The 20593-nt window shown below is 41.1% G+C and carries 12 protein-coding genes; all 12 read right to left on the bottom strand.

Going from position 1 to position 20593, the window contains the following annotated elements; genetic code table 11:
• Nucleotides 1-3: 3 nt before the first annotated feature.
• Nucleotides 4-1161 carry an aldose epimerase family protein gene (locus ACLI50_RS11880; RefSeq protein WP_411413873.1) on the bottom strand — a complete coding sequence of 386 codons (1158 nt, stop codon included), beginning with the start codon at nt 1159-1161 and terminating at the stop codon, nt 4-6.
• A 27-nt stretch (nt 1162-1188) separates the two neighbouring features.
• Nucleotides 1189-2685: an L-arabinose isomerase gene (gene araA / locus ACLI50_RS11875; protein ID WP_202842891.1), complete on the bottom strand. Its 1497-nt coding sequence runs from the start codon at nt 2683-2685 to the stop codon at nt 1189-1191.
• A 39-nt stretch (nt 2686-2724) separates the two neighbouring features.
• Nucleotides 2725-3435: an L-ribulose-5-phosphate 4-epimerase gene (locus ACLI50_RS11870; RefSeq protein WP_002978734.1), complete on the bottom strand. Its 711-nt coding sequence runs from the start codon at nt 3433-3435 to the stop codon at nt 2725-2727.
• Nucleotides 3436-3462: 27 nt separating this feature from the next.
• On the bottom strand, nt 3463-5163 hold the full coding sequence (locus ACLI50_RS11865) for a ribulokinase (RefSeq protein WP_411413872.1): 1701 nt from the start codon (nt 5161-5163) through the stop codon (nt 3463-3465).
• Between the two features lie 128 nt (nt 5164-5291).
• A complete protein-coding gene (locus ACLI50_RS11860) occupies nt 5292-7280 on the bottom strand; it encodes an alpha-L-arabinofuranosidase C-terminal domain-containing protein (protein ID WP_411413871.1) in 1989 nt (662 codons plus the stop codon).
• Between the two features lie 52 nt (nt 7281-7332).
• Nucleotides 7333-9966, bottom strand: a complete 2634-nt coding sequence (locus ACLI50_RS11855) for a beta-glucosidase (RefSeq protein WP_411413870.1) — start codon at nt 9964-9966, stop codon at nt 7333-7335.
• A gap of 57 nt (nt 9967-10023) precedes the next feature.
• The gene (locus tag ACLI50_RS11850; RefSeq protein WP_411413869.1) at nt 10024-10236 is read right to left on the bottom strand and encodes a hypothetical protein; all 213 of its coding nucleotides are present in this window, start codon (nt 10234-10236) and stop codon (nt 10024-10026) included.
• 237 nt (nt 10237-10473) lie between these two features.
• Entirely contained in the window at nt 10474-13212 is a 2739-nt protein-coding gene (locus tag ACLI50_RS11845; RefSeq protein WP_411413868.1) for a T9SS type A sorting domain-containing protein, read from the bottom strand.
• A gap of 269 nt (nt 13213-13481) precedes the next feature.
• On the bottom strand, nt 13482-16004 hold the full coding sequence (locus tag ACLI50_RS11840; RefSeq protein ID WP_411413867.1) for a glycosyl hydrolase 115 family protein: 2523 nt from the start codon (nt 16002-16004) through the stop codon (nt 13482-13484).
• A gap of 16 nt (nt 16005-16020) precedes the next feature.
• Nucleotides 16021-17241, bottom strand: coding sequence for an SGNH/GDSL hydrolase family protein (locus tag ACLI50_RS11835; RefSeq protein WP_411413866.1), 1221 nt, complete (start codon nt 17239-17241; stop codon nt 16021-16023).
• A 21-nt stretch (nt 17242-17262) separates the two neighbouring features.
• The gene (locus tag ACLI50_RS11830) at nt 17263-19206 is read right to left on the bottom strand and encodes a glycoside hydrolase family 97 protein (protein WP_411413865.1); all 1944 of its coding nucleotides are present in this window, start codon (nt 19204-19206) and stop codon (nt 17263-17265) included.
• Nucleotides 19203-20585, bottom strand: coding sequence for a glycoside hydrolase family 43 protein (locus tag ACLI50_RS11825; protein WP_411413864.1), 1383 nt, complete (start codon nt 20583-20585; stop codon nt 19203-19205). Before ACLI50_RS11825 ends, ACLI50_RS11830 begins: the two co-directional genes overlap by 4 nt.
• Nucleotides 20586-20593: the final 8 nt, after the last annotated feature.

The following is a 20593-nucleotide window of genomic DNA, read 5'->3' as shown; positions in this document are numbered from 1 at the left end:
AGTTTACTTTTTTACGGAGAATTTATAGATGGTTTTCGAGTGGTATTTCTGTCCGGGCTTCAGTTCTGTGGAAGGGAAAGAAAGCTGATTCGGTGAATCCGGGAAGTGTTGTGTCTCTAAGCAAAATCCTGTTCTGAATTCATTTTTACCTCCGGTTTTGGTATCAAACTTTCCGTCAAGAAAATTTCCGGAATAAAACTGCACACCGGGTTCATCTGTGAAGACTTCCATTAATCTTCCTGTTCCCTGGTGATACACTTTGGCGATACTTCTCAAACCTTTTCCATTCAAAATCCAGTTATGGTCATATCCTTTTCCTTTTTTCAGCTGATCATCGTCTGCACTGATATCTTTTCCGATAGGCTTTGAAATCGTAAAATCAAAAGGAGTTCCTTTTACTGCTTTCTGCTCACCGGTAGGAATCAATGTTTCATTTACCGGAAGAAAATGGTCTGCATTAATTTGTAATTCATGATCAGTAATCATTTTAGTAAAATTTCCTGACAGGTTAAAATAAGAATGCTGGGTAAGATTCACTACAGTAGTCTTATCTGTTTCAGCTTCATACGAAATTTCCAAGGCATTGTCGTCTGTAAGCGTGTAAAAAACAGTTGTTGTTAATTTCCCCGGATATCCTTCCTCACCGTCTGCACTGGTATAGGATAATTTCAATGTCGGAAATTTTGCATCTTTTACTACCTCAATATTCCAGAATCTGGTATGAAATCCCTCCTTTCCTCCGTGAAGGCTGTTGGGACCATCATTTTTGTTGATTTCATAGGTTTTGCCATCGAGTGTAAATTGGGCATTGGCAATTCTGTTGCCGTATCTTCCGATCAAAGCACCGAAATAATAAGGGTTTCCATCGAAATATCCTTCAGGTTTTGTAAAACCCAGAACCACGTCTTCATATTTCCCGTTCTTATCAGGAGCTGTTAAAGAAGTGATAATCCCGCCGAAGTTGATGACTTCAACTTTCATCCCGTTTTTATTGCTTAATGTGTATTTTTTAATAGAATCGCCTTTGGGCGTCACTCCATAGTCTGAAGTTTGAACATTCTCCATTTTTCCTGAAATATCCTGTTTGTTATTTTCTTTTCTGCAGCCGAAAATAATTAAAAATAATAAAATAAAAATGCCGTTATATGTTGTTTTTTTCATAATTATTTACATATTTTTTACAATTAATTAACGATAATACATTTCATTCCAACGAAGTGTATTTTTAAAATCACGCATTCTGGTATCTTCATCAATGACTAATGATTCAATTCCTGCTATTTCAGCAAAGTCTTCCAACTGTTCTGCCGAAATATTTTCACTGTAACATGTATGGTGTGCCCCTCCTGCCAATATCCAGGCTTCTGCGGCTGTGTATAAATCAGGAAGAGGTTTCCATAAGACTCTTGCTACCGGAAGTTCTGGCAGCTCTTCTGTAATTTCCAACGCTCTGGTTTTGTTGATCAGCAGCCTGAAATGGTTTCCAAAGTCCATCAGGGCAGCGTTCAGAGAGTCAATATTTCCTCGGGAATTAAAAACAAGACGAACCGGATCTGCTTTTCCTCCGATTCCCAGCGGATGTATCTCACATGAAGGTTTCCCGGCGGCCAGCACAGGATCTACTTCCAGCATATGGGAGCCTAAAATGGAAGGATTGGAAGGGTCTAAATGATAGGTATAATCTTCCATAAAGGCATTTCCACCTTCAAGACCCTGCCCCATTGTTTTCATGGCACGTACGAGCGCTGCGGTTTTCCAGTCTCCTTCGCCTGCAAATCCGTATCCTTTCTGCATCAGTCTCTGTACGGCAATTCCCGGCAGCTGCTCCAGCCCGTGAAGGTCTTCAAAAGTATCAGAGAATCCTTTAAATCCACCGTCTTTTAAAAACTTCTCAAGGCCCAATTCAATTTTTGCAGCGGTGTGCAGCGAACTTCTGTTGGCTCCTCCTTCCAAAAGGGAGGCTGCCATGTGATAAGAAGATTCATATTCTTCCATCAGGCTTTTTATTTCTCCCTCACTTACAGAATTGATAACGCCTACAAGATCACCGATTCCCCAGGTATTCACTGAAAAGCCGAACCGGGTTTCAGCTTCCACCTTATCTCCATCTGTAACGGCTACAAATCGCATATTATCTCCGAAACGTGCAAATTTAGCTCCCTGCCAGTCGTCCCAGCCTGCAGCAACACGGCTCCAGTCACCAATTTGCTTCTGAACTCTTTCTTCTGACCAGTGCCCTACCACTACTTTTCTGTTTTTTCTGAGTCTGCTCACCATAAAACCAAATTCACGGTCTCCGTGAGCAGCCTGGTTAAGATTCATAAAATCCATATCCATGGTAGACCACGGAATATCTCTGTTGAATTGGGTATGCAGATGCAGAAGAGGCTTCTGTAAAATTTTTAGCCCTCTGATCCACATTTTAGCAGGTGAAAAAGTATGCATCCACGTAATTACTCCTATACAGTTTTCTGCATGATTGGCTGCTGCAATGGTTTCAAATATCTCTTCGGTAGTTTTTACCGTTGGCTTTACAATGACTTTTACCGGAATGAAAGAAGATTTTTCAAGTTCTGCCACAATTTTCTGTGAGTGTTCTGCTACCTGTGCCAGTGTTTCTGGCCCGTATAAATGCTGACTTCCTGTGATGAACCAGACTTCTTTGGTATTGAGAGGTGTTAACATAGTTTTGTTGATCGTTAATAGTTGTTTATGTTGAAGTGTTTAGTGTTTAAATTCCTGTCCGTAATAAGCATTTTTGCCATGTTTACGTTCATAATGTTTTTTGATGAGTGAGTCTTTCAGACGTTCCGCATCAGGATTGATCTGTCTGGTGAGATAAGCCATTTCAGCAATGGTTTCCAGCACTTTGCTGTTGTAGACTGCTTTCTCCGCATTTTTTCCCCAGGTAAACGGACCGTGATTGCCGATCAGGACCATTTCTACTTCTTCCGGAGAGAGTTGTTTTTCTTTAAAGCATTCCAGAATCTGGATTCCTGTATTGTATTCGTAGTTTCCTTCAATCAGTTCATCCCGCATAGGCGGAGCGCAGGGAATATCTGTTGTAAGATGGTCCGCATGGGTGGTCCCGAAAACAGGGATATCCATTTGTGCCTGTGCCCACGCCACGGAATAGATGGCATGCGTGTGGGAAATTCCACCGATATTTTCCCAGTTTTTATACAGGTAAGCATGGGTTTTCGTATCGGAAGAAGGTCTGAGCCTGCCTTCAATGACATTGGCATCAAAGTCCAGAATCACCATATCTTCCGGCTTTAAAATATCATAGGGAACACCGCTTGGTTTAATGGCAAAAATCCCCTTATCGCGGTCTACAGCGCTTACATTTCCGAAGGTATAGACCACCAGCTTCAGGGCGTCCAGCTGCATATTCGCTTCATAGCATTCTCTTTGGAGTTCTTTATAGGTATTCATTTTGAGTATCATTCAAAAGGTTAATATTCAGGAGTTCTGAAGTTCTTTACTGTTGTTTTGCAGTCTGGTATTATATTCTACAAAATCAGCGAGTTTCTGGTATTGCTGCATTAGTTCTCTGTAATGCTGTACTTCTTCCGCTTTCGGCTGGTATTCCGCTTCAAATCTGGAGCCCATTTTCATGCTTGCTTCCTGTACGGTCGGATAAATTCCTGCTGATACAGCTGCATAAACAGCAGCTCCCAAAGCAGGAGTCTGGTCTGAAGCAGCTACTGCAATCGGCATATTCAAAACATTAGCGAGAGTCTGCATGATAAATGGCGATTTCCTTGCTACTCCACCGATTCCGATCACTTTATTGATTTTCACCCCTTCCTCCTCAAAACGGTCAACGATCTTTTTAGCTCCGAAACAAATGGCATTCACCAAAGCTTTGAAAATATGAGGAGCTTTTGTTCCCAGAGAAAGCTGACTAATTGCTGCCTTAAGTTGCTGGTCTGCATCCGGTGTTCTTCTTCCGTTTACCCAGTCCAATGCAATCGGAACACTATCTGAGAGAGGAATTTTTTCTGCTTCAAGAGTCAATTCTCTGATAAGTCCGTCCTCCATTTCTTCAGCGAGCTTTGTTTTCTGCTCCTGTGAAATATTTTCGGAATGCATCATAACCTGGTGAACCGGCCACATCAGAATATCTTTATACCATGCCAGCACATCTCCAAAGGCAGACTGTCCTGCTTCAAGCCCTATCAGTCCGGGAATCACAGAGCCATCAACCTGTCCACATATTCCTTTTACGGTTGTATCCCCAATGGCTTCCTGTGAGGCTACCATAATATCGCAGGTAGAAGTTCCCATGATCCTGATCAGGGTATTTTCTTCCACCCTGGCTCCTACAGCTCCTGAATGGGCATCAAAAGTTCCTACCGTAATAATGGTTTTGGTGGTAAGACCGGTTTTTGCGGCCCATTCTTCATTCAGATAGCCGGCAGCTTCGTCTGAAGTATAGGTTTCCCTGTATAATCTTGCTCTGAGTGCTCCCAGAGAAGGATCAAGCCTGTTGAGGAATTCTTCGGAAGGCAGACCATCCCATGACTCATGCCACATGGCTTTGTGGCCAGCTGCACAACGGCTTCTTTTAAAGGTAGCCAGGTCTTTATGATCTGATAAAAGGAAAGTCAGATAATCACAGTGCTCCATCCAGCTATAAGCAGCATTTTTTACCCCTACATCCACTCTGCTGATGTGCAGTATTTTGGCCCAGAACCATTCTGAAGAGTAAATACCGCCTTCATATTTTGTATAATCTTCACCACCCCAGGTTCTTGCAAGGGTATTGATTTCTTCAGCTTCCCGAATAGCGGTGTGGTCTTTCCATAAAACCATCATGGCATTGGGGTTTTCTTCAAATCCCGGAACCAGCGCCAGGGCTGTTCCGTCACTTGTAACCGGAAGCGGTGAAGAGCCTGTAGTATCAATACAAATACTGACGATCTGCTCTGCCGGTATCCCGCTTTCTTTTACTACTTCTGAAATAGTCTTTTCCAGACCTTCAATATGATCTGAAGGATGCTGTCTGAAACTGTTAGCTGAGGGATTACAAAATCGGCCTTCCTTCCATCTCTGGTAGTAGCTAACTGAAGAAGTTATTTCGGAACCGTTTTCATTATCAATAAGGACGGCCCGTACGGAATCTGTACCGTAGTCCAGCCCGATAACATATTTTTTCATGGTGGTGAAACGTTTTTGATTATTGAGATTTTAAATTCTCCTGATGAGATAAAAACAAATATAAGATTCTATTTTAAATAAATGTAAAAAACACACTTATTTTTTATAACATACTATAAAACAGTTTTTTAAATTGTTTTCACCTTTAAAACAACCAAAGAATTGCCCGGAATTTCTGTTGAAATTTCACCTTTTTTAGCTTCTGAATTCTTCTCTTTGGGTTTCACAGGTTCAGCATCGAAATTATTTTCACTGGAAAGCTGCGGCGCAGACAGAAGAATTTTGGTTACTTTTTTACCGATTTTCAGAGTTTCTGGTTTGATATTTACCGTTTTAGCCTGAGTATCAGCATTGACGATTTTAATAATGATTTCATGAGTTTTCGTGTCCTTCACTGCTGTAGCATATAATTTTTCCTGGCCAGATACTGCTTTTCCGTTGCTTTCTATTTTCAGTATATCCGTTCCTTTATTGTTGGAGAATAATTTCTGAACATAATAATTCGGTGTCGCGTAAGATTTCAGATTATTGAACCAGATGAGGTCAGGCGTCCACTGCCAGCCGTCAGCATGGGCAAAAAGCGGTGCATAGGAAGTCATATAGACCACATCTGCATTTCTTTCAAGACCGGTCATAAAAGCAGCTTCCGAAAGGGCCGTCAGCCAGTTATTTTTATTATCAGGTTTTACCACTCCTACAGACTGGGCTGCATATTCCCCGGCAAAGACTTTTGGCCCGGAACGGTCATACTGGTCGTATCTGCCTGCATTTTTCATAAACCATTCGGGTGAGTTGTAATAATGTTCATCTACCATCTGTGCGTTAAGCTGCTTCAGCTCTTTCCAGCCATATTCGAAGAATTCGCCATCAGGTGACGGCCCGCTTCCAGAGATGATCTTCATATCAGGATATTTTGTGTGAATGGCTTTTTCAAATACTTTATAACGTTCAATATAATCTGCTCCCCACTGTTCATTTCCTACTCCGATAAATTTTAGGTTAAAAGGCTTTGGATGTCCCATTTCAGTACGGATTCTTCCCCATTTTGTTCCGGAATCCCCGTTGGCAAATTCAATCAGGTCCAGGGCATCCTGAACATAAGGATCCAGGTCTTCCATTTTCACCAGTTCTGCGGTATTGAACTGGCATGCCATACCACAGCTCAGAATAGGAACAGGTTCTGCGCCCAGATCTTCGGAAAGCTGGAAATATTCGTAAAATCCCAGCCCGAAAGACTGTCCGTAATCCGGTGTAAGACGATGTGGAAATCCTGTACTCCATTTATTGATAAGATATTCACGGTCTGCTATATTTCCTATTGTTTTTTTCCACTGATAGCGTTCTGCCAAAGTTCTTCCCTCTACAATACAGCCTCCCGGAAACCTCAAAAATCCGGGCTGCAAATCGTATAGTTTCTGAACGAGATCTTTTCGTAATCCACCTTTTCTGCCTTTCCAGGTATCCTGCGGGAAGAGTGAGATCATATCCATGTTGACAATACCGTTTCCGGTAAATGTAATCCGCAGTTTTGCTTTTTCTACAGTTTGTGGTGATTTAAAAACAGCTGTATATCTCTGCCATCCGTTTCTCTTTATAAGTGTGGAAACTGAAGAAATTTCCTTCCCATTTTCATCAACAAGACTTGCATTTACCGCAGCAACATTTCCTGAAACATTCTCCAGATCAAAACTGAAATCATATTGTTCTCCCTGATGAAGGCCTATTCCCCTGAATCCTTCATTCTCCAGAATATAATTTTTATCGTTCAGAACGGTAATTCTCGCGTAATTCTTATTGGTTTTGGCAGGATCGGAATAAATGGTCAGAAATCCGGAATACAGATTAGGAGAAAGGGTTTTTGTGTTGGGTTGTTTCCATCCTGTGAAAGGTTCGTCAAATTCAAAACTGCGGTTTTTAATCAGCTCCGCATACAATCCGCCATCAGCTGCAAAATTGATGTCTTCAAAGAAAATCCCGTACATGGTAGGTTGTATTTTAACAGGTGCCGGAGTTTCTTTCAGATCCAGATTAAAAGTACGGACTGTATTATTCTGAGCCGAAAAAAAAGCAGCACTAAGGGAAATCGCGATGGAAAGTATTTTATTTTTTGTTGTCATAGATCGTTATTTTGAAAACTAAAGCATGTCTCAATTTGTCTTGAATCAATTTTTATTTTACTGTTAATGGAATGCTTTTCAACACGGCATCATCAGAAGTTCCGCCATAAAAAATGGTATAATCGCCGGGTTTTGAAACCAGATCATCTGCTTTTTCATCATAGAAGGCAAATGACTCTTTGGAGAGGGTTAGCTGAATATTTTTTGTTTCTTTAGATTTGATTAAAACTCTTTCAAAAGCCCTTAACGTTTTTACCGGTGCCTGGGTATCATTATTTCTTTTGATATAGACCTGAGCGACTTCTTCGCCATCCCTTTCTGAAACATTGGTTACCGGAATTGTGATCGTCACATTTTCGTTGGTATTGATAGTATTTTTGCTGAGTTTTGAATCTCCATAAACAAATTTTGAATAGCTCAGGCCATGCCCGAACGGATAAAGAGGCTTTTCCGTCATATAACGGTACGTTCTTCCCTGCATATCATAATTTTCAAATCCTTCGTGTTTGCTTGTCTTTGAAAGAGCGTTATCCAGCTGCTCAAGGTTTTTGTAAAAGGTAATGGGTAATTTTCCTGAAGGGTTATAATCCCCTGCCAAAACATCTGCTACGGCCGTTCCTCCTGATTGTCCGCCATACCAGGCATTCAACAGGGCATCATAATTTTTCTCATCCTGTTCCAATCCCAGAGCACTTCCGGTACAAAGAACAAAAACAACAGGTTTTCCGGTTTTTCTAAGCTCCGCTAACAGTTCCCGTTGCACTTTAGGAAGGGCAATCGAAGTTTTGTCACCTCCTCTGAAGCCTTCTGCATTTACCATCATCTCTTCACCTTCCAGACTTGGAGAAAGTCCGCCTGCAAAGACAATAACGTCTGCATTTTTCACCTTTTCCCTCACCGAAACAAAATTAACAGGGTCTTTTCTGTACACTTCAAAAGTGATACTCACATATTTTCCTTTTTGTGTATGACGCAGTTCTATCTTGTATTCTTTTCCTTTTTCCATTTTTACAGGAAACTCTGAAGGATGTCTTGCATCAGGTCCTTTCCTTGTTGCGATTTCTTTTCCGTCCACGAAAAGTGTATAGATATCGGAAGTGGAAGCAGAAAACACGACCTCTCCTGTATAGGTACTTTTGAAAATGCCTGAAATGATGGCTGAGGTATTTTCTCTTCCTACATTGGGTGCCAATTGGGTTCCCCCAAAGCTGTTGTAGCTGATGGCGGTTGAATTTACAGAAGTATTGGCCGGCTGCCCTTTGAATTCATTGTTATTGAAAAACTCTACTTTCATTCCTTTTGCGCCGTTTTTCTGACTGATAAAATTTTGATAGAGTGATGTTCTGGAAGAAGGATCTGTGACTTCGCTTCCTTTTTCGTAGATAATTTCAGCATTCGGGAATTTGGTTTTGATTCCTTCTAAAATCGTTACAATGGAAGAAGGGGTTCCATTATAGTTTCCTAACTGCATCAATCCGTCATCAGCGTTTGGTCCTACAACGGCAATTTTTTTAATATTTCTGCTGAGAGGCAGAATATTCTTTTCGTTTTTCATCAGCACAATTGACTTTTGTGCCATTTTCAGTGCCTGCTTTTTATGTTCTTCAGAATCGACTACAGAATACGGAATGGTATTCCAGTGAACGGAAGATTTCGGATCAAGCATTCCCAGTTCAAACCAGCCTTTCAGGATTCTGCGCATCGACGCATCAATATCTTTTTCGGTAATCAGTCCGCTTGCCAGAGATTTATTCAGATTGTTATAGGTATCTCCGCATTCCAGATCCGTGGAATGTTTCAGGGCATCTGCTGCGGTTGTTTTTTCGTCAGGATGGGTGCCGTGGTATTTTTTCTGAAAGAAATCGGCCAGTGCCCAGCAGTCTGAGACTACCATTCCGTCATACTTCCATTTTCCACGGAGGATTTCAGTAAGTAAAGTATTGTTTGCACAACATGGCTGCCCGTCAAAAGCATTGTAAGCACACATTACTTCTCTTACATTCCCTTCCTGAACCAATGCTTTAAAAGCTGGCAGATAGGTCTCATACAGATCTCTTTTTGAAATTTCTGCATTGTAGGAATGGCGGTTCCATTCCGGTCCGCTGTGTACTGCAAAATGTTTGGCACAAGCGTGGGTTTTAAAAAATTTCGGATCGTTTCCCTGCAGGCCTTTTACTGCTGCAACGCCCAGAACGGAGGTAAGATAAGGGTCTTCACCATAGGTTTCCTGGCCTCTTCCCCATCTTGGGTCACGGAAAATATTGATATTGGGTGTCCAGAAGGTAAGTCCTTCGTACCGCCCTGTTTTTTGGGCTTCATCAAAAGATCTGTTGTATTTTGCCCGTGCTTCATCAGAGATCATTTCAAAAGTTTTCAAATGCTCCGGAACATCCCATGTGGCCGCCATCCCGATTGCCTGAGGAAAAACTGTGGCTGTTCCTGCTCTGGCCACTCCGTGAAGTGCTTCATTCCACCATCCGTAGGCAGGAATTTCCAAACGGGGAACTGCCTGGGAGTTATCCATCATCATCCCAATCTTTTCTTCTGTTGTGAGTAAAGAAAGGAGATTCTCAATTCTTTCATTAACCGGAAGATCCGGGTTTCTGAATGGATATTTATAATGGCTCTGGGCAAAAAATAAAGGTGCTGCAAGCGTTGCACATAGGATTATTACAATTCTTTTCATAGGTATATGGTTTCAATAAAGTCCTAAGACTTTGTGGATTCTGTAATTAATGATTTTCTAACCACAGATTTCACGGATTTTCACAGATGACTGCGCATATTTCTTTATAAGAATGGGGTTAGCAAAGTCCGAAAAATGGCTGTTGATTTTGTGATTAATCATTTTCAACCCACTGATTTCACGGATTTTCACTGATGACTGTGCATATTTCTTTATAAGAATGGGGTTAGCAAAGTCCGAAAAATGGTTGTTGATTTTGTGATTAATCATTTCAACCACTTATTTTACAGATTTTTACGGATAATTATGTTTTCATTCTTATTTTATACAAATTGCCAGTATTATTCAGCAACAATGCAATGAAAAACAAATATAACGTTCTATTTTAAATAAATGTAAATAATACACTTAAATTAATAGTAAATCCTACTTACTTTTGGTTTTCATCTACCAAATTGTAGAAATAAAGCCACCATAAGCAGTGCTCATGGTGGCTTTGGACTCAATTTACTCTTTGATAAATTTTTGTTTTACCACAATATTATTTTTTTGAGCAACCTCAATAAAGTAAATACCAGCCGGGAAATTCCCCACATTAATTTGGTTTTTCCCTGAATTTATTTTCAACCCGGTTCTGATAACACTTCCTCTAGCATCAAAAATAGTGGCCGCTGCTTCTGACAAATCAGAATCAATGAAAAGATCTGCTTTTACCGGATTAGGATATATTTTTATTCCCTCTTTTTTAGCTTCAGCAGAAATGTTTCTGGCACTTAACGATCCGAAGTTTAAAGGAAGAACATTGGCTGAATAAGCATTTTCTTCTGTAAGATAAGCTTTGAAAGATCCTATTGCAGGCTCACTTCCGGCAGTTATTTTATAGAAGCCTGTTACTCCGTTTTCTGTTTTCAGCACATAAGCATTGGCCGGAACTTTGATGCTCTGGTAAACTCCGTTCATCTGGTTGACCGTGATAGCTTTCGGGGTAGAAACATTTCCTGAACCATTGAAAGTAATATTTCCTGTCGCATTGATGATTACCGGAGTATTTGCGGGTATAATTCCGTTGGAAATTGGGGTACAGCCGATATTGCTTGCTCCAGGTGACATCGTATAAGCAGTAACTCCGGAAGGTATATTAGCCTGGAATGGTAAGATCAGGACGTCATAACCATTAAATATACGGCTGTAAGAAGCTGTATTGGCTGTGAAGTTAAACGGCACCTGAAAATCCATACCCTGACCGGAAAGGACAAGATTTGAGCATGTAGTACCAGAGATCACATTATTGGCAGATGAACTTACGTTTGAATTCACATAATAAATGCTGTTAGAGTTGGCACTCATAGGCTGCCAGTTATTGGAAGAAGTAACTCCTGCAGCATTTCTGAAGTCTACAGAAGTGTAGTAGCCATTTTCCAGGGCATCCATCAGATAGCTATCGCTTGCGGAATAGGTTCCTCCAAATTTTGAGGCAATTTCATTACCCACATTGAAATAAACATCGCCCAGATTAAGCGTAAGCACAGAACTGTAATTGGAATTTCTCAATCCTAAAATTCCTTTGCATCCGTCTGTAAGCACCTGTCTTGAAATATCTAATGTGATATCGAAGTTTCCTCCCTGCGGAAAATTAATCTTGCCGTAATTATATGATTTCGTTACTCCCTGGCTGTTGATATAGTATAAAGTCGTATTGTCTGAGTAACTTTGTCCCGCCGTTGTATAGCTATTTACATGCAGGATCAGCTTATTGTACCTGTCATTAAGCTGAAGATATCCGTTAGCCGCAGTCATATTATTACTGATAAGAGGGCTTGGATTAGAGAACGTCACCGTTGTATTGCTGATATTGAATCCCGTACCAAAAGCTGTACTGGTAGCAGTCTGGGCTTCAATTTTATTATAATGGATATCACCGCCTGTCATGAGAGAAGCAGGCCTGTCGCCGCTTTTATTAAAAACAAATGTCATGACACTGGAAGGGCTGATATCAGCAGTAGGCCGGAATGTTGCTGTACTCAAAGAAATAGGCGTGGTAACCATATTGGATTGTGTATTGGTCAATACTTTTGTTCCTGAAGTTGTGTAAAAAGGCAAGTCAACCTTCAAGCTATACGTGTTCTGAGAAGGATTGATGACCATAAGAACAACCTGATTTCCATCCTGGGAAATATAAGAAGAGCCTTGTAAAACTCCGGTTTTGTCATCCCATTTAGCTTCTATTCTCGTCTTTCCTGTTGTGTACTTGGCATAATGTGAAAGAATATAGCCTCTTTTGGTCATTACACCTGCGGGAGTTCCGTAAGTTCCGTCACCCATTAAGCCATAATAGCGTTTGGCAGAGTAATGAATCCAGGCATTGATATTTCCCAGTAATGCATTGTTGACACTGCTGGCAAAAGTAAAAGCATCTGTATTCCAGCTGAAATCTCGTGCCGGCTGGGTGGATGAAGAGTTCCAGTTGATCAGATATTCTGTCTGCCAGATTTCTTTGTTGTAATTCTGGAATTGTTTGTAGGTAGACTGCATAAGCCCGTATTGATGCCCTCCATACACTTCAAAATTAGCCATTGCCGAAGGATCCAGCAAAGCATTGGCAAAATTATCCGTAAATCCCACACTTTCCGGGGCAATCACTTTACAGTTGATGAGCTGCCCATAGTTTTTGATAAAAGTTGCAATTTGTGAAGGAGTCCAGATACATCCCTGATACTGAGCCATTTCGTCCGGCTCATTTTGAATGGAGATATAATCAAGTTCTACTCCGTTGTTCTGAAGATAGGTTACAAAACTGTTGAGATAAAGGGCATAATCCTGATAATTTTCCGGCTTTAAATATCCGATCTGCTGTACACCATTGGCATCTGTATAGACAGCATTGACATGGTTATTAGTTTTCCAGGCTGCTGGCATGGTCCAGGGCGAAGCAAAAATGGTAAGTCCCATAGATTTGGCGAGCTGTGCTGTAGCCAGTACAGAACTCCAGTTGCTGCTGTTTTCAGGGATATACAATCTCATAATGTTATATCCGCCTTCACTGGAAGCTCCCCAAAGTGTCTGAATCTCTGAGGTAGACATATGGTTATACGCAAACTGGGGACTGCATACAAATCCACCGAATCCTTTTATTTTCTGATAAGATGTGTTCTTATCAATTTTTACAGTAGTAAGCTGCCCATAAGCCAGACAACTGAAAAACAAACATATAGAATGAATGCTGAAAAGATTTAAAAGTTTTTTCATAATGGTTTAGTTTTAGATAGTCGTGATTTTGATCGTAAACAATTAAAGTAAGGGCAATAGATTCCCCATCAAGACGGTTGATTTTCAAAAACCGTCAGGAAAATACCCTGAATGATATCAGGCAGCGATCTGTTAAATAAAGTTGCTTACAAAATCATTCGCTGTTCTTTCTCCTCATTCTCTGTGAGGGAACTGTATTTCAGATTGGAATGTGAATTAAGATTCGTGTTTCATAATTAAAGTGTTGTTTGTGATGAATATTGGGTCAATCAGTGAAGCATTTCGCTTTCGGGAGCGCCCAGGTAAGAGGATTTTAAGCCTCCGGTGTTGATCAGTATCTTTTCAAGGACAATGCCGGGTTCCAGCACTCTGAAACGTAACTTATGTTTTCCAGCCTGCTGAACCGAATGTTTTGTAGCGGATTTAATAATATGTTCAGACTGCCATCTTCCCAATTCTCCTTTGTAATGGCCATTGAAGTTGACAATTTGTGGAGTCTCGTTGTCAAAAGAAATTTCGTAGCGGAGTCCTTTATTATGATTAAAATTTAAAGTCGGAGCTAATAGTAACTGGACTTCAAACTCGCCTTTTGATTCAAAATTGATATCATATTCCAGCCAGATATTTTCATCAGCTTTTGGATAGGCATTCTGTGGAAAGGTTGTCACACCCGACTTTGTTTTCCCGAAATCAGGAATCACTTCCCAATGGATCCGGTCAGAATTGCTCATTCTTGCAAAATTTTCTGCTTCAATGGAAACATAGCCGTTTTTCTCCTGAAATACCTTTTCTTTGGGAACCTCAGCTTCGGAAATATAGGTCACTTCAGGCATTATATTTTCTTTTCCGTCTGCCCAGCTTTTATATCCTATCCTCATCTGATCCATCATATGCTTCCATTTTCCGCCGGCAATCACATTATTGTATTGATTATCCAGATAAGCATTTCTTTCAAAACATGCCTTCGCTTTATCCGCATAGAAATTGGCTTCCGGATCTTTTTTCGCTGCGAGTTCCCTGTTTTTTTCTACCGCATAGTACATTTCATACAAATTACTGCATGCATCAATCGGGTACAGAACCAGCTGATAATAAGCATCCTGATATTCGGCAGGAATCTGTTCTTTTAACCGTAAAGCTTCTACGGCTAATGCTCTGTAATCATTTAAAACCGTTTCAAATTCATGGTAATTCTCTAGGCTGTATGTTTTACTGTCAAGGGTTTCAGGAGTTACTCTTCTGTTGTATTTGGAATACAGATTAATCATCCTGGCAATTTCTTTGGCGTGTTTTTCTCCAAACTGCTGAGCAGCCCATTTCTCAGTATATTCCAAAAGATTTTTAGCATTAAACTGCTTCGGATTCCAGGCCATTTCCAGGAAAAAGCTGATCGGAAACTCCATAGGTTTTAAATCTCCTACATTCACGACCCAAAGCTTATCTACTTTGTGTTCATAGGAAAGGTTCATCTGCTCCCAGACTCTCTGAATGGGACTTATGTTGATCCACTTGGAATTTCTCGGGCCGCCGACATAATCGAAGTGGTAATAAATTCCATAGCCACCTTTATGCAAAGGTTTCGAAAGATCAGGAAGCTTTCTTACATTTCCCCAGTTATCATCACAGAACAGCAGGATCACATCATCCGGAACCCTCATTCCTTTATCATAATAGTCCTGAACTTCTTTATACAATGCCCAGACCTGGGGTGTTTTCTCAGCCTTTTTTCCTGTAACATCAGCAATGATTTTACGCTGGTCTTTTACAATTTTTTCCAGCAGGGAAATATTAGTTCCCTCTCCCATTGCTTCGTCACCATCACCGCGCATTCCCACTGTGACAAGCTTTTCCCAGTTCTTGCTTCTTTCGAGTCCGGATTTCCAGAACTTTTGTAAAACGTCCGCATTTTTAGCATAATCCCAGACATTCGGGAGGTTATTTTTTTTGATATACCTGTGCCAGTCGGTTTGTGCCAAAGCCATAGGCTCATGGTGGGAAGTTCCCATGACTATACCCATTTCATTGGCTAAAGGGCCGCTCAGAGGATCGTCGTCATAGAATGCTTTCCCCCACATTGCCGGCCAGATATAGTTTCCTTTAAGGCGTAGAATCAGTTCAAAAACTTTTTCGTAAAACTTACTGTTTACTCCGCCAAATGTTGCTCTTGCCCATCCTCCCAACGAAGGCTCTTCATCATTAAGGAAAATACCGCGATACTCTACAGCAGGCTCTCCGTCTGTGTAAATTCCTTTTTTAAAGTATACATTTTCTTTTTTCTCAACCGGAACATCTGCCCAATAATACCATGGTGAAACACCTATCTGCTTAGACATTTCATAAATCCCGTAAATCGTTCCTCTTTTATCACTTCCTGCAATCACAATGGCTTCAGAAACGCCCGGAAACGGATCACTGACATTCTGAATGATATATTTTTCTCTTTTCCCTGTTAATGCTTTTCCATCCAGCTTTTTTTGACGAATTAAATTATCAATGGTCTTGCTTTTACCTGCTTCACCAATAATGATGATCATTCCGTTCAAGCCAGAGTTTTGGGAAGTAAGATGAGGCTGAACACCGGTTACTTTTTGAAAATCGGATTGAAGATTCGCAACGGCACGCAAAATTCCTTTATCCGAATCACTGTCTGAAAAAAGCATCAAACCTGAATTACGCTCTTTCAATACCACCGAATTTTCTGTCTTAGCAAAAGAAATAAATGGTTCGGTTGCTTTTACAAAAAATATAAACAACAACGTAAGAAACAGCGAAATGTTTTTTGTAAAATTCATATTATATCTTTTTGATTTAATTTTTAAATAAGTTCAGATCCACAAATTCTCCCATTCTCCTGTAGCCGGCCTCATTGGGATGAAGAAAATCATGATCGTGCATATCGTTTAAGATGACTTCCGGATTTTCACTTTGCATTTGTTTTGCAAAATCGATGACGGCATCAAATTTTCCGCTGTTTCTTATCCAGTCATTTACTTTTTTCCAGGCCTCGATACGGAAAGGTTTGTCATAGAACGACTTTCCAAAAGGAAGAATTGTTGCTCCGTACACTTTGATCCCTTTAGCATGTGCCTTATCAATCATCACCTGATAAGCGGCAATCAGTTCTTCTGTTCTTTTGGAGGCATCATCAGGATCTCTTGTTCCTCCCAGATCATTCACTCCTTCCAGAATGATCAGCCATTTTACGCCCTGCTGATTGAGGATGTTATAATCGAAACGGTCTAATGCTGTAGGACCCAAACCGCCACGCACTACACAATTCCCACCAATCCCGAAATTAAGGACACTTACATTCCCAGTAGAAGGATTTGCCAGTAACCGTTGAGAAAAAATATCCGTCCAGCGATTCTGCCTGTTGGTTCCCGATCCTCTTCCGTCGGTAATGGAATTTCCCATAATAGCCACCGCATGTGAGGGTTCACTGGTTTTTACATCGATGTTAAAAAGCGAATACCAATGATCTGTTTTTACAGGATTTTTAAATACCGCAGCATTCGCCTGCCCACCTTTAACAATAAAAGAGGTTGTTCTTGACCCCGGATGTCCGGTGACAGATTGGGTTACTTTTCCATAGGAAATGGTAATGGCCAGCAACGAATTAGGCTTCAGGTTAAAGTTCACTTCATCAGAATAAATATCGGATCCGGGAGCAATTTTAAAATTGTTTTTCTTCTCAAACGTTAATGATCTGATGCTGGTTGCATCCACATTGCTGCTATCGGACGGCACGGCAATCGAAACGGCTTTTACCGCCAGGCTGTCTACAGAATATTTGTTGGAAAAACGTAACCGCAATTTTTTTCCACCCACAGATACACGGACAATCTGACGCAGGGTATTCCCCGAAAGCCCCGGTTCCGGCGGAAGGTTTTTAGGTTCCACCAACTGGGGAGCAGTTGCCCAGGTGGTGAGCCACTGGTCTTTGGAAGACTGCTTTTCCAGACTCTGTGAGGAAGAGCAGGAAACCAAAAATCCCGAAATGATAAAGATGTATAAGTTTTTGAAGCGCATTTTTTCTGTTTTTTCGTTTTATCAATCTTTAATTCTTGCTACAAATCCTCCGTTCGGCTGAATTTCAATCGTAAAATCACCTTTTGCATTCGCTTTAACCTCTTTTTCTGAGGAATTTCCCTGAGCATCATCATTAATCAACCTGACTGTTTTCCCTGCAAACATCGGAAGCTTTATTTTCAGTTTTTGGGATTGCTTCTCAGCATTTACACCAGCCACATACCATTGATCTGCATGTCTTCTCGCAACCACGGCATATTTCCCGGGATAGCCGTCTATGAAAACTGTTTCATCCCAAAGTGTTGGAACTTCTTTCATGAAGCTGAGCTGAAATTCCGGAGCATCGGTCAGGTTATTCGGCATGATGCCAAACATCTGAACGGGATTCTGAAACAGGACTGCTGTAGCAAGTTGAAAGCCGTCCGTAGTATGTCTTTTATTTTTATCCTTGTTGGATTTCGTTAAATATTTGTTGAGGAAAGTTCCGCCAAACTCCATACTTCCCACTGTATTTCTGATGAAAGGATGAAGTGTGGCAAAAAAAGCTTCCTGTTTCCGTACATCTTCTGAGAAATAGAGCATTTCTGAGGCAAGAACGGCCTCACTTCCTGCATAATTCGGGTACATTACTTCCCAGCCTCTCGGTAAAGTAGCTCCATGGAAAATAATGGTTAATCCAAAATCATTGGCGTCGGAAAGAATATCTTCGTACAGACGCATGGTTTCCTGTTTGTCTCCTCCGAAGAAATCCACTTTCAGTCCTTTTACGCCTGTCTCTTTCAGCCATTTCATTTCCTTTTTCCGTTCAACGGATGAACTCATTTTGTTTCTCGGTCCCATCGGTGCATCATTGGCTGCTCCATTGGAATTATACCAAAGCAATACCCCGACATTTTTCGATTTTGCATATTGAATAAGCTCTCTCATACGGTCTTTCCCTATATTTTTATCCCAAAGCGCATCAATAAGAATAAACTGATATTTCAGCGCCGCAGCAAGGTCTATGAATTTCACCTGATCATCATAATTCATACTGTTATCCTGCCACAGAATCCAGCTCCAGGTAGATTTTCCGAACTGATACTCCTGTGAAGGCTCATACATCGGATCTACCACGTCAAAAGGAATGGTAGTTTCTACGATAGGTTTCAGGGAGCTGCCTACTGTAATTGTTCTCCACGGTGTCTTTCCGGGAAGAGAAACAGCTGCTCCGGTACTTCCGAAGCCGTTATTTTCAGCAATGTTCGGATAAGCGACTTTGTAAAGGCTTTTTTCTGCTGTGGTTTCAAGGTGTGAAGCACAATACGAACTGTTCACTCCTGTCTCGGAAAGCAGTACCCAGCCTTCATTTCCGATATGGAAAAGACCAGGGAAAACGTATCCATAATCGGATGGTATTCCCAGCTCAGCATCTGCTTTATAGCCACTTTCATAACTTGGCGCTGTACGGGCAAATCCCGTCATCGGCTTCATCATAGGTGAAAGAAAAGTAGTAGTCTGTGACGGAAATCTGTACCCTGTGGTTTCTGACTGTACCACAACACTCAGCCGTTCTTTCATCGGTGGAATATTATAACGGAAAGCAATATTGTTGTTGCTCACCTGAAATTCAATGCCTATCTGATGCTGGTCTGCATTGGTGAAATTAACGGTTAAAGTATTCGCATTATAATGAACCTCAGATTTTTTGATTTTTCCGTTCGTGTATTTCTTAGAAACAACATCTTTTTGGCTGTCAGTAAATGTCAGATTCTTTGAAAAGTTGGACTCATTGGTTACCAAACCCAGCGGGGATTTTTCAAGCATTGTTTTTCCCTGAAGGATAACATCATATAAGGCTTTTCCATTTTCTGAAAAAACATGAAGCTTCAGATACCCGTCCGGACTTGAAATTTCTGCTACCTGCGCAAAGCTTTTGCTGATCAGGAATAAACTGAATACGATATATAAAACTTTTTTTCTCATAACTCATTATTTTCAAGAAAGGTCCAGTAATCGAAATACATAATATCGGTTGAGGCTTTTCCATTGAATACAAAATACAGATCATGAATGCCGGTAATTTTTTCAGTCAACTGAACTTTTACGGTTTCCCAGCGGTCATCACCGCCCGTCAGCGGAACCTTTACCGTTGCAGCAACCGGTCCGCTCACAGCATCCAAATGAATGGTCATTGTGACGTCACTGTTATGGGTAGTTCCGACCCTTGCAGAAAAAGAACTAGCTCCTTTTTTCCGGAAATCTACATTCTTTACACTGCTATAAGCCCCATTTTTCTTTGCTTTGATGAAAACACCAACCTCTTTATTCTGGTAGGATTTTACATTTTCCGACCAGGCAATCATTTCTGCCTGATTGAACGAATAAGGATTAACTGTCGCGATAGCTTTTGTAATTCCGTTAGTCATTTTAAATGGCGAAATGGATCCGTCTTTATTGAAGGTAAGCTCTTCCAGACTTACTGATCTTGTAAAACCGCTTCCGCCCGGCAATGCACCATTGTGATAAAAGAAATAGGTTTTCCCCCGGAAATCAATAACACCGGGATGATTGGTGAATGATTTCCCTTCCGTAGGCATAACAATTCCTCCATATTTCCAGGGTCCCTGTGCTGTTTTACCTGTAGAATAGCCTATGAATTCAGGAAGCGGACCACCTGGCCAGAAAAGATAATACAGGTTTTTCCTTTTGTACAGCCACGGGCCTTCCTCGTATTTTGTGGGTCTTTCCGGGTTAGGTTTTCCGTCCCTTTTTCCAAATGATTCTTCGGTCATCGGAACTTCTGTAATATTCCCGGAATAGGAGATCATATCTTCATTCAGCTTTACGTATTTTAATTTAGGATTTCCCCAATACATATGAGCCTGTCCGTCATCATCCACAAAAACGGTGGGATCAATATCTCCCCATTCGCTCTGAACAAGAGGTTTTCCCAGCGGATCATGAAAAGGCCCCAGCGGACTGTCGCCAACGGCAACCCCTATAGCGCCTTTGTTATTGGTTTTGGACCACATCGGAACGTATAAAAAAAACTTTCCGTTTCTTTCTAAACATTGTGCGGCCCAGGCATCGCGTTTTGCCCAGTCGAAATCTTTATACGAGAGAATTGTTCCGTGGTCAGTCCAGTTCACCATATCATTGGTGGAATACACTTTCCAGTCGTTCATGGTAAACCAGGTGGAGTCATCCTCATCGTGTGTGGTATACACGTACAGCCTGTCATTGTACACCATTGGTGCCGGGTCTGCAGTGTAATTGGTCTGAATAATAGGGTTCTGCGCTGATAAACCTTCGGAAAAGCCTATCAAACAAAGCCCCAGTATATATTGTATTGTATTTTTCATAGTCAGTT

This window comes from Chryseobacterium cupriresistens, assembly GCF_046614675.1.
GTDB classification, from domain to species: domain Bacteria; phylum Bacteroidota; class Bacteroidia; order Flavobacteriales; family Weeksellaceae; genus Chryseobacterium; species Chryseobacterium cupriresistens.
This window is presented reverse-complemented; position numbering and strand designations above follow the sequence as displayed.